At 27.7% G+C, this 23,515-nt stretch carries 20 protein-coding genes; 10 read left to right on the top strand and 10 right to left on the bottom strand.

Going from position 1 to position 23,515, the window contains the following annotated elements; genetic code table 11:
* Window positions 1-7: 7 nt before the first annotated feature.
* From AC2TY9_RS05755 to AC2TY9_RS05735, 5 genes are all read right to left on the bottom strand, one after another.
* Entirely contained in the window at window positions 8-1,423 is a 1,416-nt protein-coding gene (locus AC2TY9_RS05755) for a leucyl aminopeptidase (RefSeq protein ID WP_489779982.1), read from the bottom strand.
* An 82-nt stretch (window positions 1,424-1,505) separates the two neighbouring features.
* Window positions 1,506-3,143, bottom strand: coding sequence for a PAS domain-containing sensor histidine kinase (locus tag AC2TY9_RS05750; RefSeq protein ID WP_489779981.1), 1,638 nt, complete (start codon window positions 3,141-3,143; stop codon window positions 1,506-1,508).
* A gap of 12 nt (window positions 3,144-3,155) precedes the next feature.
* Window positions 3,156-3,893 (bottom strand): CHASE domain-containing protein, encoded by a 738-nt coding sequence (locus AC2TY9_RS05745; RefSeq protein WP_489779980.1) that lies wholly within the window; start codon window positions 3,891-3,893, stop codon window positions 3,156-3,158.
* A gap of 86 nt (window positions 3,894-3,979) precedes the next feature.
* Window positions 3,980-4,330: an ArsR/SmtB family transcription factor gene (locus AC2TY9_RS05740; protein WP_489779979.1), complete on the bottom strand. Its 351-nt coding sequence runs from the start codon at window positions 4,328-4,330 to the stop codon at window positions 3,980-3,982.
* 15 nt (window positions 4,331-4,345) lie between these two features.
* Complete coding sequence (locus AC2TY9_RS05735) at window positions 4,346-5,518, bottom strand: SO_0444 family Cu/Zn efflux transporter (protein WP_489779978.1); 1,173 nt, start codon at window positions 5,516-5,518, stop codon at window positions 4,346-4,348.
* A gap of 128 nt (window positions 5,519-5,646) precedes the next feature.
* Between AC2TY9_RS05735 and thiS the strand changes: the two genes are divergently transcribed.
* From thiS to AC2TY9_RS05720, 3 genes are read left to right on the top strand one after another with little or no spacing between them, the layout of a single operon-like run.
* Window positions 5,647-5,847 (top strand): sulfur carrier protein ThiS, encoded by a 201-nt coding sequence (gene thiS / locus AC2TY9_RS05730; RefSeq protein ID WP_489779977.1) that lies wholly within the window; start codon window positions 5,647-5,649, stop codon window positions 5,845-5,847.
* Window positions 5,848-5,875: 28 nt separating this feature from the next.
* The gene (locus AC2TY9_RS05725) at window positions 5,876-7,954 is read left to right on the top strand and encodes a molybdopterin oxidoreductase family protein (protein ID WP_489779976.1); all 2,079 of its coding nucleotides are present in this window, start codon (window positions 5,876-5,878) and stop codon (window positions 7,952-7,954) included.
* Entirely contained in the window at window positions 7,941-8,273 is a 333-nt protein-coding gene (locus tag AC2TY9_RS05720; RefSeq protein WP_489779975.1) for a YraN family protein, read from the top strand. The genes AC2TY9_RS05725 and AC2TY9_RS05720 overlap by 14 nt, the downstream gene beginning before the upstream one ends.
* A 34-nt stretch (window positions 8,274-8,307) precedes the next feature.
* On the opposite strand, the gene AC2TY9_RS05715 is transcribed toward AC2TY9_RS05720, so the two are convergent.
* From AC2TY9_RS05715 to AC2TY9_RS05695, 5 genes are all read right to left on the bottom strand, one after another.
* On the bottom strand, window positions 8,308-10,572 hold the full coding sequence (locus AC2TY9_RS05715; RefSeq protein ID WP_489779974.1) for a methyl-accepting chemotaxis protein: 2,265 nt from the start codon (window positions 10,570-10,572) through the stop codon (window positions 8,308-8,310).
* Window positions 10,573-10,778: 206 nt separating this feature from the next.
* Window positions 10,779-11,144 carry a response regulator gene (locus AC2TY9_RS05710; RefSeq protein ID WP_489779973.1) on the bottom strand — a complete coding sequence of 122 codons (366 nt, stop codon included), beginning with the start codon at window positions 11,142-11,144 and terminating at the stop codon, window positions 10,779-10,781.
* Complete coding sequence (locus AC2TY9_RS05705; RefSeq protein WP_489779972.1) at window positions 11,137-15,498, bottom strand: PAS domain S-box protein; 4,362 nt, start codon at window positions 15,496-15,498, stop codon at window positions 11,137-11,139. The genes AC2TY9_RS05710 and AC2TY9_RS05705 overlap by 8 nt, the downstream gene beginning before the upstream one ends.
* 125 nt (window positions 15,499-15,623) lie before the next feature.
* A complete protein-coding gene (locus AC2TY9_RS05700; RefSeq protein ID WP_489779971.1) occupies window positions 15,624-17,051 on the bottom strand; it encodes a chloride channel protein in 1,428 nt (475 codons plus the stop codon).
* A gap of 117 nt (window positions 17,052-17,168) precedes the next feature.
* Entirely contained in the window at window positions 17,169-17,837 is a 669-nt protein-coding gene (locus AC2TY9_RS05695; RefSeq protein WP_489779970.1) for a DUF502 domain-containing protein, read from the bottom strand.
* A 93-nt stretch (window positions 17,838-17,930) separates the two neighbouring features.
* Here AC2TY9_RS05695 and AC2TY9_RS05690 point away from each other — a divergent pair, with 93 nt between their 5' ends.
* The 7 genes from AC2TY9_RS05690 to mqnE all read left to right on the top strand — a co-directional run bounded on the left by AC2TY9_RS05690 (window position 17,931) and on the right by mqnE (window position 23,512).
* Window positions 17,931-18,299, top strand: coding sequence for a diacylglycerol kinase (locus tag AC2TY9_RS05690; RefSeq protein WP_489779969.1), 369 nt, complete (start codon window positions 17,931-17,933; stop codon window positions 18,297-18,299).
* A 53-nt stretch (window positions 18,300-18,352) separates the two neighbouring features.
* The gene (locus AC2TY9_RS05685; protein ID WP_489779968.1) at window positions 18,353-19,954 is read left to right on the top strand and encodes a cation:proton antiporter domain-containing protein; all 1,602 of its coding nucleotides are present in this window, start codon (window positions 18,353-18,355) and stop codon (window positions 19,952-19,954) included.
* Window positions 19,955-20,135: 181 nt separating this feature from the next.
* Window positions 20,136-21,230 carry an aminotransferase class I/II-fold pyridoxal phosphate-dependent enzyme gene (locus tag AC2TY9_RS05680; protein ID WP_489779967.1) on the top strand — a complete coding sequence of 365 codons (1,095 nt, stop codon included), beginning with the start codon at window positions 20,136-20,138 and terminating at the stop codon, window positions 21,228-21,230.
* The gene (locus AC2TY9_RS05675; protein WP_489779966.1) at window positions 21,227-21,469 is read left to right on the top strand and encodes a hypothetical protein; all 243 of its coding nucleotides are present in this window, start codon (window positions 21,227-21,229) and stop codon (window positions 21,467-21,469) included. The genes AC2TY9_RS05680 and AC2TY9_RS05675 overlap by 4 nt, the downstream gene beginning before the upstream one ends.
* Entirely contained in the window at window positions 21,470-22,126 is a 657-nt protein-coding gene (locus AC2TY9_RS05670; RefSeq protein ID WP_489779965.1) for a carbonic anhydrase, read from the top strand.
* On the top strand, window positions 22,110-22,439 hold the full coding sequence (locus AC2TY9_RS05665; protein WP_489779964.1) for a hypothetical protein: 330 nt from the start codon (window positions 22,110-22,112) through the stop codon (window positions 22,437-22,439). The genes AC2TY9_RS05670 and AC2TY9_RS05665 overlap by 17 nt, the downstream gene beginning before the upstream one ends.
* A gap of 11 nt (window positions 22,440-22,450) precedes the next feature.
* Window positions 22,451-23,512: an aminofutalosine synthase MqnE gene (gene mqnE / locus AC2TY9_RS05660; RefSeq protein ID WP_489779963.1), complete on the top strand. Its 1,062-nt coding sequence runs from the start codon at window positions 22,451-22,453 to the stop codon at window positions 23,510-23,512.
* The last annotated feature ends 3 nt before the right edge of the window (window positions 23,513-23,515 follow it).

Genomic DNA, 23,515 nt, shown 5'->3' with positions numbered 1-23,515 from the left:
AAGCTATTTATCTTATTCCTTTAATATATTCAACTAGTAATCTAACACTAGCTCCTGTTCCACCAAAGCTATTATATCCCCAAACTTTTTCTCTGTAAGCAGCTCCAGCTATATCTAAATGAAGCCATTTGTTTTTGTTCTCTTTTTTTATAAATTTATCTAAAAATAAAGAAGCAGTAATTGAACTTCCTGCTCTAGAACCAGGTGAATTAACAATATCAGCAATATTTGATTTTAGCATAGGTGGTAAATATCTATTAAAAGGTAAAAAGCCAACTAACTCACCACTTTTATTTGATGCTTTTTGTATTTTTTTCTTCATCTTTTCACTATGTCCCATAACACCAGTTGTATATTCACCTAAAGCAACAATACAAGCTCCTGTTAAAGTAGCAACATCAAAAATCGAATCAATATCTTTTATTTCATCTTGGGCATAACATAAACAATCTGCTAAAACTAATCTACCCTCTGCATCAGTATTAGTAACCTCAATAGTAACACCATTTTTAGCTTTTAATACATCATCAGGTTTATAAGCATCTCCGCCAATCATATTTTCAACTGCACCAATAATACCATGAACTTCAACATCTAGTTTTAATTTTGCAACTGCTTCTAAAATACCTAAAACTGCACTTCCTCCACTTTTGTCACATTTCATTGAGACCATATTTTGCTTTAAACTTAGACCTCCAGCATCATAGGTAAGACCTTTCCCTACAATAACAACTTTTGCCTTTGGCTTTTTGGGTTTATAAGTTAAATGAACCAATTGACTTTCATATCTTGATGCACGTCCAACTGCTAGCATAGCATTCATACCATTATCAAGTAAGTATTCTTCACCCAAAATCTTGCACTCAAGATTATTTTCATAGGCTAACTCTTTTGCCTTCTTTGAAAAACTTTTTGGATAAAAATCTTCTGGTGTTGTATTTACAATAGTTCTAACCATATTTACACTATTGCATATTTTATTAGTTTCTTCAAAATCTTTATTTAACTCTTCAAGGCTTTTCTTAGAGTCTTTTACATCAATAAAAATAGTTACTTTTGATTCTTTCTTTTTACTTTTATAATCTTGAAAAGTATATGCTCCAAGGATTAAGCCTTCAGTTAAGTCTTTAATATTTAGCTCTTTTTGCCCAACTAAGCTTATTAAAATATTTTCAAATTTTGTTTTTTGTAGAACCCTTATTGCATGGGAAAAAGCAATTTTCAAATCCTCATTTTTTAAACTTGTTGCACCAATATAAAGTTTGTTTTCAAAAAAGCACTCTTGTGATTCTTTTCCTTCGAAGCCAATTTTTTTTAATTTTTTTGATATTTTTTTATCAATATTCTTTAGATTTTCTAGAACCACAAGTTCTAAATCATTTTTAATATTTTTTTTATTTGAATTAAATAATTTTATTTCCATTTCCATCCCTTTACTTAAGAAAATAAGGATATCAAAATTGTTATTTCTTTTGGTTAAAGAATAAAATTAATTTAAAACTTTTTTATGTAGGTATTGTTATTGTAAACAAGGCACCAGTAAATTTTTCACCTTCATATTCATATTTAACATTTTTTGCTAAAATATTACCTTTTAATTGTTTTACAATAATCTGATGAGTCATATATAAACCTATACCTGTACCTTGGAATTGATGTTTAGTAGTAAAATAAGGGTCGAATATTTTTTCAATATTATCAGAAGAGATTCCTCCCCCATTATCCTTAATATTTAAAGTTATATTAGAATCATCTTTTTTTACAGATATAAAGATTAATCTTTCCCCCTCTTTTTCTTTTAACACATCAAGGGCATTGTTATAAATATTTATTAAGGCTTGAATTAATAAATTTTTATTTCCAAGAATAAATACTTCTTTTTCTATATCATAATTCACGTGAACAAAATTGATTTTAAAAGAATCTTTTGTTAAATCATTTACTTTATTTATCACTTCAGTAATATCAAACTCAAATACCTCTGACATATCTTCACTAAAAAAACCTCTAAAATCTTCAATTGTTTTTGATAAGAATTGTGTTTGAGAATTAATTTTTTCAAGGGACTCAATAGTTTCTTCCTTCGAAATTTCCATATCCATTTCAAGTTGAACTTTTAATCCTGTTGAAGCAGTTGAAATGACGGACAATGGTTGTCTCCATTGGTGGGCAATATTTCCAATCATCTCACCAATAGCAGAAGTTCTTGCTTGTTGTAAGATCATTTTTTCTTGCTGTTTTAGTACAGAAACATCTGAAAAAATACCGATATAGTTAATAATTGAACCATCATTCTTTTTAATAGTATTAATACTTAGATACTCTACATACAATTCACCATTTTTCTTCTTATTTGTTATCTCGCCATGCCATGAGCCACTATTTTTCAATTCTTCCCACATTTGTTTATAAAAATCAGTCTCTTTTGTATTTGATTTTAAAATAGAAGGATTTTTCCCAATAATCTCTTCATAGCTATAACCTGTAGTCTCACAAAAAGAGTGGTTTACATCGATAATCTCATTTTTTGAATTAGTAATCATAATACCTTCATTAGTGTTTTCATAAACAGCTAAAGCCTGCTGCATCTTAAATTCAGTCTCTTTTCTTTCACTAATATCAGTATGTGTACCTATAATTCTATTAGGTTTACCGTTCTCATCTCTTTGAACAACAATCCCTCTATCATGAATCCATTTATAAGAACCATCTTTACACTTCACACGATGTTCATTGGAATAAACTTCTGTTTCACCCTTTATATGAGAGTTTATATCTTCATATACTTTTTTTAAATCATCAAGATGAACTCTTTTTTCCCACTCTTCAAGTGAGCCTTGAATCTCATCTTCTTTAAAGCCAAACATCTCTTTCCATGCTTTGGAAAAATAAACTTCATTTGTGTCAATATTCCAATCCCAAAGTCCATCACCTCTTCCATCAACAGCAAACTTCCATCTAAATTCACTCTCTTCAAGTTGTTTTTTTTGTTTATTTAATTGGGCAGTTCTTTTTTTTAATTCACTTTCTAATTCTTCATTGTAGTGTTCTAAAATACTGTTATTTCTAATAACTAGTTTTTCATATCTAAAAGCTAGATATGCAAATAAAAATGAAGCTAGAGTAATAAGAAAATATACCATGTAAAAAGCTTTTTATTTTTTTTCCAAAGTAAAAATCCATTTTCCATTAGGTACATTAACATCAAACTCTAAAGGATTTTTTCCAGTAAAATTATTACTTTTACTAAACAATGGTCTTTTCTCAACATCTGGATTAAAACCTTCAAGCTGATATTCAAAGCCATTATCTTTAATCTTATCCTCTAAGGATTTCATAATGCCATCAACATATATAATTACAGTAGAAAAACCCCAGAATTTTTCTTTCTTATTAATCTCTTGAAAAACTGGCTTTCTAGCAATTAATGCATATTTATCATTTTGTATTAGTTTAATTGGGCCAACAAATGTTATATCCTTTTTCTCAATAGCTAAAAATGCCCCATCATCTCTTCTTTTATCTTTTAAAAGATCGTGTCCCATAGCTATTTTATGCTCTTCATAAGGATAGATATTCGTTACTATACCATCTTTTGCTAACTGTAAACACGCAATTGAATCTTTCCCTTTCATTATTTCAAATGCCCATTTATCAAAATCTTTGGTATTGTAATCATTTTGTTTAAGTAAAAGTACTTGTGAGTCTATTGCTGTTACACCTTGAGATATCTTTGATTGAATCTCATTTACAACATTTAACATCAATAGGTTTGCTTTGTTAGATATCTCTTTATCCTCTTTTTCTTTGTAAAACATATAAAAACTAAGTAGGGTAAAAAATACTACAAAAAAAGTAATAATAAAAGTTATTATTGGCTTGTTTATTTTCATTTATAAAACTCATTATTTGTTTAAATTAATGTTATCATAACATGTTTTAATAACTATTTCAAATAAAATCCCTTGATTATTTCTGATTATTTAAAATTAAATAATTTTTTTAATTCATCTTTATATGAGGATGAAATGTAATAATTAATTTGAAGCCCTTCCCTTTTTGAAATAAAAATACCAACATCTTTTAATTTTCTTAAATGTTGAGAAACAGGAGATTGTTTCATATTTATCATATCACTTATATCACACACGCAAAGTTTTTCATGTTTTAAAAGAAGATAAACAATTTTTAATCTAACTTCACTTCCTAAAAGGGAGAATATTTTTGCTTCTTTTACAAAAAATTCATCTAAGGCCGATATCTCTTCTCTTTCTTTTTCAATTAACTCTTCATTAATCTCATATCTTAAACAGGTAGTATCGTTTTTCAAAGTCTTCCTTATATTTTATTTATTTTGACTAAAATTTACTTTTTTTGTCAAGTTTTGTTTAGCAAGATTTGGATTTAATGGATTTATGTTACTCTCTTGATTAACTTTAAAACTTTGTGTTTTATCATTTTCTCTTTTGTCTGCCAGTTTTTTATTTGTTCTTTCTTTAAATAGATGATAAACTATTAAAGCAATCATAATAAATGATGCAAGCCAATTTATAATAGATATATCTTCATGGTTTGTTATAATAGTTAAAACACTTAATTCTTTAAAAAAAGTATCATAAATAAAACCAAAAACCAAAGATAAAACTGCAATAACTGATAAATAAACTATTAAAGCGCCTCGTCCTAACATCTTATAAACTATACTCATGGTTACCATACTTGTAGCAGGACCTGCTGTTAAAAATATAAATACAGCACCAGGTGACATACCTTGCATCATAAATGCAGCTGCAAAAGGTAATGAAGCAGTTGCGCAAGTATATAAAGGCATTGCAAAAAGCATAATTACTATGTAAGTTAAAAATTGGTTTTCAAAAAGCATTTGTGTATACTCTTTTGGAACAACTGAAATAAAAAGAGCCCCTAAAACAAGTCCTATAATCAGAGCCTTTGCCATATCTTTAAATAAAGTAATATAGGCATACTTAAACACAGCATTAAAGGAAAACTTTTTTGATGCTTTACTTGAACTACAACAACTTGAAGAGGATGAACAACAAGATGTTTCTAAATTATCTTGATCAATTTTTTTTTCTACTTTTTTTTCTTTGAAAATAAAATTTTGAACTAAACCTACACTAATTGCTATTATTACAGAAGAAATTACTCTAAAGGCAGTAAAAACGAAACCAAATAAAGAAAAAGTTGCCAAAATAGAATCAACACCTGTAATTGGAGTTGAAATTAGAAAACTTTGAACTGCCCCTTTACTAGCACCCTCTTTTTTAAGACCTTGGGCTATTGGTATAACAGAACAAGAACAAACAGGTAAAGGGATACCAAAAATGGTAGCTTTTACAACAGAACTAGTAGAATCATCCCCTAAATGTTTACTTACAAAATCATCTGGAATAAATTGTTTTAATACACCTGCTACAAGTAAACCAACAATTATATAAATTGACATTGCATTTAACAAACTTAAAAAGTTTTCAAAAAAGTTTAATATAATTTCCATTTTTAACTCCAATAGTATATTAGAATATACTAATATACTATAATTAGCTTAATTAAAAATAAGTTATCTTCTCTTTAAAATAAATTTGACTTAATTTAGATAAAATCTAAAAAAACTAAAGGTAAGGGATGAATTTAATAGTTAATGGCGAAGAAAAACAGTTCGAAGAAAATTCTACACTTCAAACAATAATAGCAAATCTAAAGATAGAAGACAAAGTTATGGCAGCAGCTGTAAATATGGAAATAGTTAAAAAAGATGAATGGAACACTTATATAGTAAAAGAAGATGATAAACTAGAGTTGTTACAGTTTGTTGGTGGTGGATAATTATATAAATTTAAAGTAGGGAGAAAAAATGATTGCTGATATAAATTCAGTTTGTACTTATTGTGGTGTAGGCTGTGATATTACAGGTCAAGTACAAAATAATAAAATATTAAAAATTTATGCACAAAATGATGGGTATGTTAGTCAAGGAAAACTATGTATTAAAGGTGCGAAGGGTTTTGATTTTGTTCATAGTGAACAAAGGATTAGAAACACAAGGGTTAAAAAATCTTTTATTGAAAAAAACCTTGAACAATTACCAAGGGAACTAAAAGCAAGGGCTAGAACTTTAAAAGAATTCGATGAAGAATATTTTGAGACTCCCTATGAATTTACAACTTCACTTGCTGCATGGAAACTATCTGAAATAAAAGAAAAATATGGAAGACATAGTTTTTGTGGAATGGGAGGGGCTAGAACTTCATGTGAAAGTTCTTATATGTTCCAAAAGTTTGTAAGAGAAGGTATGGATTCACCCCATGTTGATTGTTGTGCAAGAGTTTGTCATAGTCCAAGTTTAAAGGGGATGAAACCACTTATTGGTGAAGGAGCTGCAACAAATCCATTTGATGATATTTATAAAACTGAAAATATGATTATTATGGGTTCAAATACAACTGAAGCCCATCCAATTGTTGCAAATAGAATTATAAAAGCTTCTAAGGCAAAAACAGCTGAAGTTACAGTTATTGATGTAAGAAATATTCAAATAGGAAAATATGGTAAAGAATTAGTAATTCCATATGAAGCAAACCTACTTGTTTTAAATATGATGGCTTATGTGATTTTGTCAGAAAAACTATATGACAATGAATTTATTGATTCAAGATGTGAAGGATTTGAAGAGTATAAAGAGTCAATTTTAAATGATCCATATGCAAACCCTGAATACATGAAAAATATAAAAGGTTATGAGGTATTAGCTGATCAAATCCCTGAAGTAGCACGAAAATATGCAACAAAAAAATCTATGTTTTTCTGGGGACTAGGAATAACTGAGCATCTAGATGGAAGTTTTGCAGTTATGGCAATTGTTCATTTAGCACTTTTAACAGGAAATATTGGAAAAGAGGGAACTGGTCTTATGCCACTAAGGGGACAAAATAATGTCCAAGGGGCATGTGATACAGGATGTTTACCATATTTTGATCCAGATTATGCAACTCCAAAAGAAATAGGACTTATGACACCAGAATTAATTGATGAGATGTTAAAAGATAATATCAAAGCGATGTATGTAATGGGTGAAGATATTGCCCATATCCATCCAAATCAAAACAAAATTCATAAAGCATTGGAGCATTTAGAGTTAATTATTTCAAATGAACTATTTATGAATGAAATCTCTAAAAAAGCAGATATTGTATTTGGTGTAAAATCTGCCTATGAAAAAACAGGTGTTTATGTAAATGCAATGAGAAGACTTCATTTGTCTCAACCACTTGTGGAAACTGATTTACCAGATGATTGGGAAGTATTAAGGGATATTGAAAATAAAATCAATGGTGAATTTATTTATGAAACTAGTGAAGATGTGTGGAATGAAACTAAAGAAAAAGTTTATTCTAGATTTCATGGTGCAACTTACCATAAACTATCAAAAAATAGAAACAGAGGTATGCAGTGGCCAATTACAAAAGATGATACTCCAATCTTACACCTTGAACAGTTTAGAACCCAAAGTGGGAAAGGATATTTTCAATACCATCAATACAAACTAAGAGAGCAGATTGAAAAGTTAGTAAAGAATATACCATTTGAAAAAAATGAGTTTTATCTAACAACGGGAAGAACAATAGTTCACTATAACAATGCAGCTCAAACAAAACATAGTGAGGCTCTAAATTCAAGATACGATAAAGATGTAGTTTTAGCTTCAAAAGAGGATAAAGAAAGAATTGGAAGTGATCAAATCATAATGAAAACACAATATGGAGAAACTGCAATTTTACCAGTTAAATATACAAGTAAAATAAAATCTGGAACACTTTTTACAACCTTTCATCACCCAGAATCAAAAGTTAATTTTATCTTTGGAGATGAAGCTGATGAACTTATACTAACTGCTAGATTTAAATCTCTACGGGTAGAAGTTGAGCCGGCATAAGGGTAATATTGCTGAAGAAAAAGCTTGCGATTATTTAAAATCGCAAGGCTTTAGTATCATTGAACAAAACTTCTATGCTAAAAAACTAGGTGAAATAGATATCATTTGCAAAAAAGAAAAGGTATACCATTTTATTGAGGTAAAATCAGCAGATGATTATGAAGTTGCTATTAACAATGTTACACCTTCTAAGCTTTCAAAACTAAAAAGAAGTGTTGATTATTATTTACAGAAAAACTCTTTAGATACCGATTTTTGCATTGATGTGATAATTGTAGTTGAAGAGGAAATAGAAATTTTAGAGAATATTACAGTTTAAAGCAATGGCATATATTTTGCCATTGCTTAATTGATTATAGATCTTTCCCATCAAAATTGTTTTTATTAACACCTTCAACAACATCTTTAGAAATTTCTTGTGTTTTAAGTGCAATAGAATTTGTTTGTTCTGCAATTGATGCATTTTCTTGAGTAAATTTATCTAGCATTCCAACGGCATCAGCTATTTGTTGGATTCCTAAACTTTGCTCTTTAGCTGCTGTTGCAACATCATTAATCAATTCATTTGTTTCAATAACCCTGTTTTCTAAGCTTGTGAAACCTTCAATCATATTAGCACTTATAGTTTTACCACTATTTGCTTTTTGAGTTGCTGTTTCAACTAACTCTTTAATATCTTTTGCCACCTCAGCTGATCTTGCAGCTAGGTTTCTAACTTCTTGTGCAACAACAGCAAAACCTTTTCCAGCTTCTCCAGCAGTTGCTGCTTCAACAGCTGCATTAAGTGAAAGAATATTTGTCTGGAAAGCAATTTGATCAATCATCGTAATCGCTTCATTAATTGTTAATACAGTTTCATTTATATCATCCATTGAACTAGCTGTATCACTTGCAAGTTTTTTACCATCATTAGCTGAAGTTCTTGTATCTTCTGATAAAGAGTTCATTTGTTGTGCTTTGATATTTGTTTGCTCGATGTTACTTGTAATCTCATCAATAGAAGCGGCAGTTTCCTCTAATGAAGCTGCTTGTCTTGTTGCATTATTACTAATTGTAGATACACTGTGAGATAGATTATCTGCACTTTCTTTTAATGAAGCTCCATCTTTTTGACTATCTTGAAGCATTTTTGTAATCATCTCATTCATATGCATAATTTCACTACCAATTTTCCCAGAAGTTGAATCTAATTTAACTGTAAAGTCTCTATTTGAATAACTTTCTAAAGCTTTAATGATTTTATTAATATCTTTTCCAACTTGAGTTTCTAATTGATCTAACATATGATTTAGAATCTCTTTTAATTCGTTTAATGAATCTGTAGATGTTATATTGTCAACTCTTTTATCAAACTTACCTTGTGAGATTGTTTGAGCTACATCTTTTACATCTTCAATTAACTCCATATCTTCTTGAGTTGAGATTTTTATCTTCTCTACATTTTCATTAATTGAGTGAGCCATAACACCAAACTCACACGTTGTATTTATATCTATATTTTTTGTTGTTGATTTTTTTGTATTTAAATATTCAAAGAAACTTTCAAGCCCTGTAGAGATTTTTAATAGATAAGTATTTAGTTTTTTTACAGAAATAAGAATAATTAAACCAATAACTAATAAACTTAATATAGAAGAGATAATTGAGACATTTCTAATAAAATTAGCATTTGCTAGATATTCTTCTTCTGGTGCTGAAATTACAAAAGTCCATTTTGTATCTGTATATCTTAAACCAAAAGCATAAGAATAATAGATTGAGTTTTGACCTGTAGAGAATGACTTTTTAAAGAAAAAGTGATCTTCACCTTTTTTACTCTTTTCAATCAATGATACATAATCTGAATCCTTTTTAACAACATCTAATATTTTCTTATTTTGAAGACCTTTTTCAATATGACCAACAATAATCCCATTACTATCAAGAATAAAACCAAAGCCATTATCATAAAGTTTTATAGAAGAGATAAGTTTTGATAAACCTTCTAAAAGTAAATCTACTCCAGCAGATCCTATATATTCACCATCTTTATACATTGGGATACAAATAGAAACTAAGAATACATCAACCCCATCAATTTTCCAAAGATATGGTGCAGTTATAAAAGGTTTCCCTGCATCTTTTGGTCCTTTTATCCAACTCTTTGCTTCATCATAAGATGATGGTTTTGTAAAAACTAATTTACCCTTTGATTTTAATATATATGGATGGAATATTCCGTCATTGTCATAACTAGTTGAACCATCACTATTATCACCTTTTGGTGTTAACTTCTCTCCATATTTAGGACTATACCAAATACTATTTATGGCCACATTTCTATTTAATATTGATTTTTCCCATGCTATCATCTCTTTTTCATCAATCATAGCTTCATTTACAGCAGCTGCTTCTATTCTTGTAGCAAAAGATTGTGCAACTTCTAATGCAATATTCAACTCTTCTTGAACAGCTGTACCATGTTTTTGGGCAAAGGTTTTAATGTAAGATTCAGCATCACTTTGTGCCGCTTCATAGGAAAACTTCACTATTATTATTGAAGCTATACCAAATACTATAAAAACAGTCCCAAGAATATTGAATAATAATTTTTTACCAAAACTTGACTTTTTTTTCATGCAAATTTCCTTACTTTTATATTGCTAAAAGTATACCATAAATTAAATAATTTTTTAAACATATATATTATTTCTTTAAATAAAGGTTACCTTCAATATTAAACTCTAATTTTTAATAAAATAATAAAACTATTAGCTCTTTTTATATATCTATAAATTATTACTAAAAAACAAGATTTCTTCTAATTTATGTTTTAATTCTTTAATCATATATGTCTATTAATTCTTGATAAAATCTCTTCAAGCCTAAATGGTTTAGTTATATAGTCTACTCCTCCTACTTCATAGGCTTTTTCAATTGATTCTTTATCTATATTTGCAGTTATAAAAATCACTGGGATATTTTTTGTTTTTTCATCACTTTTTAGTTTTTTACAAACTTCAAAACCATTAAGCTTTGGCATTACAATATCTAAAAGAATTAAATCAACACTTTCTTCTTCTAAAAGTTCAATCCCCTCTTGACCATCAAGTGATGCCAATATATCATATTTGTCATCAAGTAAATCCATTAAAGTATTTACATTTACTTCATTATCATCTATTATTAAAATTGTTTTCATCTCATTCATTAAATAGCTCCGAGGCTTCCTTAAACTTAAATTTAGAAGTAAGGTTTTTTATTTTTTCAAAAAATCTTCTATCTTGTTCATCTAATTTTAATCCTTCTAACTCATCAACTATAGGTTTACAATTTTTTGCTCTTTTTGTTTTTATCGCCTCTTTTAAATTATCAAAAAGTTCATCTCTTAACTCTTTTGAAATATCCTTTTTTTCTATTTTTTCATTTGGTAGTTTTTTCTCAATTTCATCAATAACTGTATTTAATTTAGAAATAAATAGAGGTAACAACTCTTTATTTAAACTTTTTTCAATCTCTTCTGCCATTTTTGAAATTTCTAAGGCCCCGGCACTTGCACTTAAACCTTTTATTGAATGCATTGTTCTTTTAAACTCTTCCTCATCTAAAGTTTCATAATTTATATTTTTGTAATTTAATAAACCTTTTATGATTCTTATGTAGGTATCTTCCATACCCATTACAAGTTTTAAGCCATAATTTGTATCTAAATTTACAAAATTTGGAATTGATGATTTACTATTATTATCAAAAATATCTTCATTTAGAATATCGACTTTTTTAGGGATATATTTAATCAATGCATTATAAAGTTTTTCTATTTCTATAGGTTTATTTAGGTGCTCATTCATTCCTGCTTTTTTTGTTTTTTCTATATCTTCTCTCATAGCATTTGCTGTTAGTGCAATAATTGGGATATCTTTATCCTTTTGTCTAATTGCTTTTGTGGCTTCATATCCATCTAAAATTGGCATTTGAATATCCATTAATATAAGCTCAAATTTGTTTGTTTTTGATTGATGGGCAGTTATAGCCTCTGCCCCATTTGTCACAATATCAATATCTAAATCAAACTCCTTTAATATATCAACTATTATCTCTTGATTAGTTTCATTATCCTCAACTAATAAAATACTACTTCCTTTTAATGATTTCATCTTATTTACTAAATCTTTTTTATCACTAATACTTTTTTTTCTTTTTATACTTGGTTGCCCTAAAAAAATCTCTGATAAAATATCATTAATTTGAGAAGGATTTACAGGCTTATGAAGATAATATTTAGTCCCAATTTTTTTTATGGCTTCTTCTATACTATCAGTGGTATTTCCACTAAGAAGAACTATTTTATTAGAATCAATTTTAAAATCGTTTTTCATTTTTAAACAAACATCTAAACCATCTATATCATTAAGTTTCCAGTCAACAATAATTAAATCAAAGCTTTTAGGGTCACCAGAAACAATCTTTAAACCATCCTTTCCATTTTTTGTCAATAAAGATTCAATACCAAATCTTTTTAATAGATTATCAATAATCTCTAACCAACTTACACAATCATCAATAACTAAAACTTTTTTATCATGGAAAATATTATATGTACATTCAATTGTTCTTTTTTCTAATTCTATTTCAAATTTAAAATTACTACCTTTGCCAATACTACTTTTAACACTAATTTCACCATCCATTAGTTCAAGAAGTTGTTTAGTAATAGCAAGACCTAAACCTGTTCCCCCAAATTTTTTACTTGTACTACTATCAGCTTGAGAAAAAGACTTAAATAACTTGCTTTTTTGCTCTTTACTTAAACCAATACCCGTATCTTTTATCTCAAACCCTATTCTATTTTCATTTACTTTTTTGACCTTTAAAGCAATTTCACCCTCATTAGTAAACTTAACTGCATTACCCATAAGGTTCATTAAAATCTGATTTATTCTTAAACTATCTCCATAATACTCTTTCCCTAAAATTGGGTCATACTCTACAGTTAAGATAAGGTTTTTTTCACTTGCTTTATGTTCAATTAGATTAATTACATTTTCAATCAATGCAAATAAATCAAAATTTGCTTTGTTTAATTCAAGTTTACCAGCTTCTATTTTACTAATATCAAGAATATCATTTATTATTGTTAAAAGTGTATTTGCAGAATGGCTAATTTTATTATTATAATGCTCTTGTTTTGCATCTAGTTTTGTTTTGGAAAGAAGATAAGACATCCCCAAAATACCACCCATTGGAGTTCTAATCTCATGGGACATATTTGCAAGAAAAATTGATTTAGCTTTTGTTGCTAATTCAGCTTCTTCTTTTGCACTAACTAAAGCATTTTCTGCTTTTTTTTGTATTGTAATATCCTCAATAATACCTTGAATCTCAATAATCTCATTGTTTTCATCTTTAATTGAATATGCAAAAACATTACAATACACCAACTCTCCGTTAGGTTTTAAAAGTTCAGTTACATGATAATTATAATCTGATCTTTTTTCTAAAAGTTCATTATGACTTTTAATATTTTCTTTTAAACCTTCTTCTGTCCAATTTATCAAATCTAGCCAAGAATTATTGATAATTTTTTCTCTGCTAACTCCAAATATCTTTTGAGCTGCATTACTTAAATATAAAACATTAATCTGCTTTGGTTCATAAGAAAAGATTGCAAATTCGCTACCAATATTTTCAATAAAATTCTCATATTGGTTTTTTATTTCAAATATTTGTTTTGTTTTCTTTTCAACTTCCTCTTCTAAATGCTCAGACAATCTTTTTTGTTCAGTTATATCTTCTGAAACACCTAATAAAAACTTTGGATTTCCCTCTAAATCATCAATTGTAATTTTTTTAGTATGTAAAACTCTTACGCCTTTTGGAGTGTCTAATAGTTCCTCTTTTATATCCTCTAATTTTCCTGATGAAATAACCTTCTTATCTTTAGTTACAAAAAAATCGGCTTGCTCTTTAGGGAAAAAGTCATAATCATTTTTGCCAATCATTTTTTCTTTTTGTAAACCAACAAGTTTTTCAAAGGAATTATTTAAATGTACATATTTTAATTTTTCTGCATCTTTTATAAATAGTGGTGTGGGAATTGTATTTATAATTGTTTTTAGTTGAGTTTCACTCTCTTTTATCTCTTTTAATAATCTATTATTTTCAGTAATATCTCTAAAAGATACATAAATAAACTCTTCATTGTTAAGTTTTATTTTAATTGCATTTATAGAAACATCTAAGATTTCTCCATCTTTTCTTTTATATTTTGATTCAAAATTTAAAGGCTTATAATCTAAAGAATAAATATTTTTTCTAATTTGTTCTTTCGTATGGCGTGTTTCGAAAAAAGATACATGTTGTCCTATTAACTCATTTTTTTTGAACCCTAAAGTTTTTAGAGCTTGTGTACTACACTCTAAAACAATACCATCAAAATTAGAAATAAAAATCGAATCTGAAGATTTTTCTATCATACTTTTATATTTAGTTCTTTCATCCTCTAAAGCTATTTGATTCTCTTCAAGCTTTTCTTTTTGAATCATTAATCTATACAACACAATACACAATATAGTATAAAGTACAAGGAATATAAGCTCAATATATGTAACAGTTTTTTTCGTAAAAGCTATTGATTCATCTTCAGTATAATTTACAATCCAAGATTTTTCATCTTCATTATCAGAAGATAAAGGTAAAAAAGATGCTGCTGTATATTCTCCTGTATGTTTGTTAAAAATGGCAAGTGCAAATGGTTTATTTAAATCCATTTTTTCTTTTATCTCTTCTTTATTTAATTTAACCTCTTCTGATAAACCTTTCCAGGTATTTAAATGAGATTCATTTTCTTCTTTACTAAAGTTTACTACATACTCATCATTTTCAATACTTTGTATTAATTTCTTGTTTTCATCTATTCTCCAAACTCTATGTTCAAGCATTTCTTTATTTAGTAAAAGATGGGTATGTTTATCCTCAGCATCAGCTAATTGCTTTTGTAAAAAAGTTGTGGGGAAAGCTATATCAAGTAAACCAATATAATTTCCCTTTTTGTTAAATAATGGATATATTCGCCTAAATGAAGAGATTGTTTTTCCTGAGGTAATCCCTTGAAAAATAGTTTTTGTTTTTTGAACCTTTAAATAATCTTTTCTTATTTTATCTAGATTGTCTCCAAAATGATTTGGTTTATGCATTCTTAAAAAAGAATTATTATTTTCAAAAACAAAATGGACTTGATAAACACCTTTTATCTTAGCATCTAAATAATATTCTTTAGCTATTTGATAAATAACTTTTCTATAATTATTTAATACTTTAGCATCTTTTTCATATTTGGCTTTATTAAAAATATTAATTAGTTCTTCATTGTTTTGGATTTTTTTATGTAATAAATTTGATTCAATCTCTAGGGATTTAATTAATCTTTTTGCTTGTTTTCTTACGCTATTTATATGATTATTTAAGGATAGTTCAACTCTTTGAACACTATTTATTTCACTAATTAAATAAACTATTGCATTTAATATAATAAATACAAATAAAAGTATAATCTTTTTTTTCATAGGAGATCCCTAAAAAACAATTTTATTGTCTATTATAAAATTACTTTTTTATTATAATTAAGTATACTAATATATTAATAATATCAAAATAATGATTATAAGTTATAAGCACAATTTAAAATATTTTATAATTTGGGATTATTTTCTTTTCTTCTTTTCTTCCTTATAGAAGATCTTTTTGATTTAATATATAAAATTCTGATAATTCTTTTTATATTTATAAAAAATCTAGTTGTATAAGAAGCTTCTGTATGCTCTATCTCTTCACCTAAATTTACATTTAAAGCATCACTTTTTTTAACAGATAAAATTTGAGAAGGGAAAACACTTCTATGTCCTGTCATTAAAAAAGCAATGATAATAGATAAAGCTGAATAATGGGCAACATTAATACCGAATAACTCAACAGCCATAATCATTGCAGCAATTGGTGCACTTGTTGTTCCTGCAAGTACACTTACAAATCCTAAAGCAGCAAATAAAGGGATATAACTATCCACTAAACTCCCAAAGAAATTACCACTTGTAGCACCCATATAAAAAATTGGAGTAATTACTCCTCCACTTCCACCAAACCCTAAAGTTAACGCAGTAAACAAGGTTTTTAAAATAAAAGCATACCAAGGGACACTTTCATGATCCATAGAACTTGCTGAAATAGAATCTTTTATTGTTTCAAAACCTAAACCAAGATATTGATCCCCAAAAATCAATGCAAGAGCTACAATTAAAACTCCACCTAAAAATGCTTTTAGAATATAATGTATTTTAATTGACTTTACAAGATTATGAATATATCTTAAAGTTGTAATAATAAAATCAGAAACTAGTCCAAAAAAAACACCTGCTAAGATAACTTTTGCAATTAAGATATAATCAAAATCAAAGCTTACATAATATGCAATATCAAAGTAAGTATAACTTATCCCAAACATTTTTGCCACAAAGAAAGCAGAAAATCCAGCAACAATTGAAGGTAATAAAATATCATACATCAAAGCACCAACAATAAGTATTTCAACTCCAAAAATAGCTCCAGCTAAAGGTGTTCCAAATACAGAGGCAAACCCTGCACTAATACCACAAATAACCATTTTCTTTCTATCTCTTTTAGAAAATTTAAACATAGTTGCAATAAATGAAGCAGAAGCTGCACCAATTTGTGCTCCAGGTCCTTCTTTACCAACTGAACCTCCAGAAAATATTGTAATAACTGTAGCCATAAGTTTAATTGGAACTACAGAAATATTCATTTTCCCTTGGTTTTTGTGAACTGCTTCAATAACTTTTTCTGTCCCATGTCCTTCGGCAGTTGGTGCAAATTTTTTTACAATAAAAACTGTTAAAACTAAAGCGAAAGGTAAAGTATAATAATACTCAAAAGGTAGTTCACCCCTTTGATTTTCGAAGTATTCTAAAATTTTTAAAAAACCTGCAACAATTGCTCCAATCAAACCTCCAATAAGAGAAGAGAGTAGTATCCATTTTGTGATTGATGCGAACATTACAGTTTGTTCTGTAATGTGAGTTGTTACTTTTTTGTTATTATCCATACTGTGTGCTTTTTATGAGAATCTTTTGAGTGATTCTAACATAAAAGTTATAATTTTTCATTATAAAAGTGATGCAAAAATAACTTTTTTTTGAAATTATTGGACATATGTTCATTATTAGCCTTTTAAATGTTCTCCTAATGTTTTATATTCTTCAATACCTTTAGCTTCAACTCCTAAAATCTCAGGTAGTGATTTTACTCCCATAGATAAAAGATATTGTAAATTTGAATCAAAAGTAGCTTCTTCTATAACCCAAATGTTATCCTTGTGAGTTTCAAACATAAATCCACCATTTGGGATTGGAGTCATAGATAAAACAACAGTATAATGATCTTTTACAATAGATTCTTTAGTTGAATACATAAGCCCAATATTGTATTCATCCTTTGAAAAACCACGAATTAAAACAACTAAAACTTTTTTCTCTCCAGACTTTGAAGTATTAAAGATATTTATAATCTCTTTAATAGTTTCATATCCAGGAATTTTAGAATAAAGTTTTTGGATAAAATCCATCATGCCAGTTTCTACAAAAACGCCCAATACATATGCTAAAAAACCTAATACAACTAAACCAATAAATGTCCATAATACTGGATAGTTATTTGGTTCAAAACCAACTAAGTGGAAAAGTTGTCCTGTTAATTGATTGACATTTTCATAAAGCCATAAAACAATCATTGTAATTGCAGCAATTGGAGCAAGCCAAAATAAACCTTTTAAAATAACAGTTGTTGTATGATCTTTACCATGGGCAAAAAACTCTTTTATCTTTTCAAGCATCAAAAAAACCTTTATTTAAATTATATCTATGTATTATAACCTTTTGATAACCCAATTAAAGTAAAATCTAAACAATATTAAAAAAGAGAGAAAATGAGAAACCAACCTAGATATCATTTTATAAAAAATACTGGTTATGCATTAAAAGGTTTAAAAGATATTATAAAAACAGAAAATTCATTTAAAATAGAATTAATATTTTTTATTATTGCTGTAATTTTATTGTTTATTATAGATACAACATTAACAAATAAAATTATACTTTTTTCAACAATTTCACTTGTTCTTTTAACAGAAGCTATAAATTCTGCAATTGAAAGAGCAATAGATTTAGTAACATTAGAACATGAAGTTTTAGCAGGTAAAGCTAAAGATGCAGGAAGTGCAGCAGTTTTTATTTCAATAATAATAGCCTCAGTTTCATGGAGCTTAATTTTATTAGATAGTTTTGACTTGATATAAAACTTATACAAAAAACAAGATTATATTTCTGTTTTTTTGGATAAAATCTATCCATGGAAACAACACTACTAATAATATTTTTATCCCTTGCCTTAGCAACAATATTGAATTTAATTTTAAAAAAATTATCAATTTCACATATAATTGGCTATATTTTAACTGGTGCAATTATGGCGCCAATTTTTAATATAGGTCCTCATAATGATGTACTTTTATTAATCGCAGAATTTGGTATTGTATTTTTAATGTTTACCATTGGCTTAGAGATGCCCATTGAAAAACTAAAAAAGATGAAAGAACTTTTATTTTTTAATGGTTCACTTCAAGTTGGTATTAGTGCAATTATAATCTTTGCAGTCTCAAAATTTATATTTTCAATTGATACAAACTCCTCAATTATAATTGCCCTTGCTTTTTCACTTTCATCAACAGCAATTGTTTTAAGCTATTTAAAACAATCAAAGGATATTTACACTCCATATGGTGAAGCTTCAACTGCAATTTTAGTTTTCCAAGATTTAGCAGTAATTCCAATACTTCTTTTAATCTCCTTTTTAACAAATGAGTCATTAAGTATGAGTGAGATAGTTTTAAAAACAGTTTTATCTGCAGTGGTAATTATAGTATTTATGTTTACAATTGGTAAAAAAGCCTCAACATGGTTATTGCAATTTTCATCAAATAGTAGACTTGAAGAGTTATTTCTAGGTTCAGTTATGTCAATTTTATTTGGGGCTTCGATTTTAGCTCATTATTTAGGGTTTACTTATTCATTAGGGGCATTTATAGCAGGAATGATTATTGCTGAAACAAAATTTCATATAAAAGTTGAATCAGATATTGCTTCTTATAAAGATTTACTATTAGGAACTTTTTTCTTCTCAGTTGGTACAAAAATAGATGCTAGTTTTTTAATTAATAATATCCATTATGTATTTTTAGTATTTATTGCTGTAATGCTTATAAAAGCCTTAGTAATTTATGCAATAATGAGAAAGAAATTAAATAAGAGTGATTCTATAAAGTCAGCTTTAGCTTTATGTCAAGTTGGAGAATTCTCCTTTGCCATTTTTGCATTAGCTAGTGCCGATGGCTTATTAGAAAATGATACTGCAAAGTTTTTGATACTAGTTACAACTTTTTCTATGATTTTGACACCTTTTATTGTTAATAATATCTATAGATTAGCTTCATATTTTGTTGTAGAATTTTATGAATCAGATAAAATCACTCCAATTAATAAAAAAGATCATATAGTTATTTGTGGCTATTCTATGCTTGGAAGAATTATTGCTATGCAATTAAATGAGAAAGGCAAAGCTTTTGTAATTATCTCAGATAATTTAAAACATGTATTATTAGCAAGAAAAAATGGGTACATGGCTTATTTTGGACATATTGAAAAACTACCAGTTTTAGAATCACTTAAAGTTGATGAGGCACAATCTATTATTGTAGCTTTAACAAATTTAAAAGAGAAAAGATCAATTTGTGAATCGATTTTAAACTTTAAACCTGATTCAAAGTTAATTGTAAAAATTGACTCTTTGGATGAAAAAAAAGAATTAAGAGATTTAAATATTGATCAATTTGTTCATTCTCAACTTGAAACTGCAAAATTACTTGTTGATAAAGCTTTAGATATCCAAAATTAAGAGTAAAAAAAAAGAGCAAAATAATTTGCTCTTTTCTCTACTATGAAGGACGTTTAATTAGTAGGTGAAATAATTATAATGAAGCATAATAGCAAAACAGTAGCATTTAAAAGAAATTTAACAATTTTTAATAGCTTTTTCAATAGAATTACAAAATTTAACCAAAAAAGAGACAACTATCTTGTATTCCAAAGAGCTAAATTCAATAAAGAAATCAAATCGTTATAGAAAAAGAGAAATCTATGATGAAAACTTAGTAGACCTTGCATCAAATGATTACCTTGGACTATCAGTAAAGAAAGAGCTTTTCGAGAATGCCTATAAAAGGGTTTTAAAGGAGAAATACACCTCTCCAAAAGCTTCAATGCTTGTAAATGGATACTCAAAAATTCATAAAGATTTTGAAGATGCTTTAAAAAAAGCCAATAATTTTGAAGATGCTTTAGTTGTAGGTAGTGGTTTTTTAGCAAACCTTTCTATGATAGAAGCACTTGTAAGAAAAGGTGATGTTTTATTTCTTGATGAGGATTACCATGCAAGTGGGATGTTAGCAAGTAAATTACTAGATGAAAAACAACTTGTTATTTTTAAACATAATGACCACAAAGATTTAGACGAAAAAATTAATTCAACCATTGTAAAAGGTCGAAAAATAATCGCTATTGAAGGTGTTTACTCTATGGGTGGAGATTTAGCTTCTAAAGAAATTTTTGATATTGCACAAAAACAAAATGCTCTATTAATTGTAGATGAAGCACATTCATCAGGGGTTTTAGGTGATAACCTTCTTGGTATCTTTAGTCACTATAAAATCAAACCACAAAAAAATCATATTAAAATGGGTACATTAGGAAAAGCCTATGGAAGCTATGGTGCATACATTTTAGCATCAAATGAGATTATTGAATTTTTACTAAATCGCGCAAAAGCAGTAATCTATACAACTGCCCCATCACTATTTGATATTGCTTTAGGACATGAAGCTTTAAATTTTATTTTAGAAAATACTAAGTTTTTGAAAAAAAGAATTAACTCCAATTTACAAGTAATAAATGATATTTTGGGTATAAATTCAAATAGTTTAATTATTCCAATTGAAATTGCTGATAACAAAAAAGTTATTGAAATTCAAAATCAATTGAAAAAAAAGGGTTATCTAGTTGGGGCAATTAGGCAACCAACAGTTAAAAGTGCAATAATTAGACTTATTGCAAAAATTGATATTAGTACAGACGAACTTACAAAAGTTTGTACTTTAATTAAGGAGTTAAAATGAAAATATTATTACTAATTACCTCTTTAGTTTTATGTTCCCTAGCAAATGAGAATTTTACAAATATGAAAAAATGTGAAGTGATTAAATTGTCAAAGTTTACAACTTTAATCTCTTGTCATAAAGTTGATTATTTAGTTAAATATAAACTTCAAGATGATGAAGAGAAAGATAATATCAAAAAAATCACAGTTATAACAACAAAAGATCAAAAAATAATATTAGGTGAAGAGAGAAATTAAATGCCTTTAGAAAAATTAATTGAAGGAAATGCTTACTTTGTAGAAGAGAAATACCCTCATATGGAAGAGGAACTTTTAAACTTAGTAAAATATGGACAACATCCAGAAGTGATGTTTATTGGTTGTAGTGATAGTAGAGTAACTCCAGATTTAATGTTAAATACAAAACCTGGTGATATGTTTATTTTAAGAAATGTTGGAAATTTTGTTCCACCTTTCAAACATGATGAAGATTTTCATGGAAGTGCAGCTGCAATTGAGTTTGCAATTGCTGTTTTAAAAGTAAAGCATATTATAGTTTGTGGTCATTCACATTGTGGAGCATGTAAATCTTTATATCAAGAAATACCTGAAAATGATTCATATGTACATATAAAAACTTGGTTGAAACTTGGTCAAAAAGCAAAAGAAAGAACCCTGAAAAATAAAAAATTCACAACTGATGAAGAGATGTATAGTGCAACGGAGCGAAATTCTATTAGACATCAACTTGATAATCTAATGACTTATCCTGATGTGGAAAAACTAGTAAATAATGGCAAGCTTCAAATCCATGGCTGGTATTATGATATAGGAACAGGTATTATTAATTTTTATGAAAAAGAAACAGATACATTCAAACCATTAAGTGAGTTTAACTATGAGCCAACAAAATAATATCCAAGTAAGAAAATTACCAAAGAAAACTGTAATTATTATTGTAATTATAAGTGTAATTTGTTTTTTAGGTTTTCTTTTTATAATGTTTACGAAAAATTTGAAAATGGAAGAGGTATTAAGTGACCTTGGACATAAAAATATAACAAATGTGAAAGTAATCAATAGATTAAGAGTTGAAGATAAAGAAACAAAAATAAAAAGTACAGTTTACAAGGTTATGTTTTTAGATAAAGATTTAAATAAAGAGTGCATAGGTTTCGTTCATAGAAGTAACCGTGGAAAATATAGCAAAGATATAGATTGTAAATAAAAGAGAAATTTATGAGTATTTTAGAAAAATTAGAGAATAAAGAAAGATTATCATACGAAGAAGCGATAAAGCTTTATGATTTGGAACTTTTTGAGCTAGCTCAAATCGCAAATGAGATTAGATTAGATAAGCATGGTAAAAAAACATATTTTAATATCAATAGACATATAAACCCAACAAATATTTGTAAAGATGTATGTCAATTTTGTGCCTATAGTGCAAGTAGAAAAAACCCAAATCCATATACAATGAGCCATGAACAAATTTTAGACATTGTAGAGAATTCAAAGAAAAATGATATAAAAGAGGTTCATATAGTATCTGCTCATAATCCAGATACAGGATTAGAATGGTATTTAGATGTTTTTAGAAAAATTAAAGATAAGTTTCCTGATATTCATGTAAAAGCATTAACAGCTGCTGAGATTCATTTTTTAGCCCAAGAGTATAATTTGACATATGAAGAAATTATTGAGAAGATGATTGAAAGTGGTGTTGATTCAATGCCAGGTGGTGGAGCAGAAATCTTTGATGAAAAGGTGCGAAAAAGAATTTGTGGAGGAAAGGTAACTACACAGCAATGGCTTGAAATTCATAAACTTTGGCACAAAACTGGTCACCAAAGTAATGCAACTATGCTTTTTGGACATGTAGAAAGTAGAGAACATAGAATTGACCATATGTTAAGATTGAGAGATTTACAAGATGAAACGGGAGGATTTAATGCCTTTATCCCACTTGTTTATCAAAAAGAAAATAACTATTTAAAAGTAAAAGATTTTTTAACTGGTCAAGAGATTTTAAAAACTATGGCTATTTCTAGAATTTTACTTGATAATATTCCACATATTAAAGCTTATTGGGTTACCTCAACAATAAAACTTGCCCTACTAGCTCAAGAGTTTGGAGCAAATGATTTAGATGGTACTATTGAAAGAGAATCTATTCAAAGTGCAGCAGGAGCGGCAAGTAAACATGGTATGCCACTTAATTCTTTTGTTGACTTAATCAAAAACACTGGGTTTAGTCCAGTTGAAAGAGACTCAATTTATAATGAAGTAAAGGCTTGGTAACTC

It is taken from the genome of Arcobacter sp. ISO1 (assembly GCF_058105185.1).
This window is presented reverse-complemented; position numbering and strand designations above follow the sequence as displayed.

Bases quoted from the DNA above. Each gene is read 5' to 3' on its own strand.
- AC2TY9_RS05755 (WP_489779982.1), bottom strand. From the start codon at position 1,423: ATGGAAATAAAATTATTTAATTCAAATAAAAAAAATATTAAAAATGAT.
- AC2TY9_RS05750 (WP_489779981.1), bottom strand. From the start codon at position 3,143: ATGGTATATTTTCTTATTACTCTAGCTTCATTTTTATTTGCATATCTA.
- AC2TY9_RS05745 (WP_489779980.1), bottom strand. From the start codon at position 3,893: ATGAAAATAAACAAGCCAATAATAACTTTTATTATTACTTTTTTTGTA.
- AC2TY9_RS05735 (WP_489779978.1), bottom strand. From the start codon at position 5,518: ATGGAAATTATATTAAACTTTTTTGAAAACTTTTTAAGTTTGTTAAAT.
- thiS (WP_489779977.1), top strand. From the start codon at position 5,647: ATGAATTTAATAGTTAATGGCGAAGAAAAACAGTTCGAAGAAAATTCT.
- AC2TY9_RS05725 (WP_489779976.1), top strand. From the start codon at position 5,876: ATGATTGCTGATATAAATTCAGTTTGTACTTATTGTGGTGTAGGCTGT.
- AC2TY9_RS05715 (WP_489779974.1), bottom strand. From the start codon at position 10,572: ATGAAAAAAAAGTCAAGTTTTGGTAAAAAATTATTATTCAATATTCTT.
- AC2TY9_RS05710 (WP_489779973.1), bottom strand. From the start codon at position 11,144: ATGAATGAGATGAAAACAATTTTAATAATAGATGATAATGAAGTAAAT.
- AC2TY9_RS05705 (WP_489779972.1), bottom strand. From the start codon at position 15,498: ATGAAAAAAAAGATTATACTTTTATTTGTATTTATTATATTAAATGCA.
- AC2TY9_RS05700 (WP_489779971.1), bottom strand. From the start codon at position 17,051: ATGGATAATAACAAAAAAGTAACAACTCACATTACAGAACAAACTGTA.
- AC2TY9_RS05695 (WP_489779970.1), bottom strand. From the start codon at position 17,837: ATGCTTGAAAAGATAAAAGAGTTTTTTGCCCATGGTAAAGATCATACA.
- AC2TY9_RS05690 (WP_489779969.1), top strand. From the start codon at position 17,931: ATGAGAAACCAACCTAGATATCATTTTATAAAAAATACTGGTTATGCA.
- AC2TY9_RS05685 (WP_489779968.1), top strand. From the start codon at position 18,353: ATGGAAACAACACTACTAATAATATTTTTATCCCTTGCCTTAGCAACA.
- AC2TY9_RS05675 (WP_489779966.1), top strand. From the start codon at position 21,227: ATGAAAATATTATTACTAATTACCTCTTTAGTTTTATGTTCCCTAGCA.
- AC2TY9_RS05670 (WP_489779965.1), top strand. From the start codon at position 21,470: ATGCCTTTAGAAAAATTAATTGAAGGAAATGCTTACTTTGTAGAAGAG.
- AC2TY9_RS05665 (WP_489779964.1), top strand. From the start codon at position 22,110: ATGAGCCAACAAAATAATATCCAAGTAAGAAAATTACCAAAGAAAACT.
- mqnE (WP_489779963.1), top strand. From the start codon at position 22,451: ATGAGTATTTTAGAAAAATTAGAGAATAAAGAAAGATTATCATACGAA.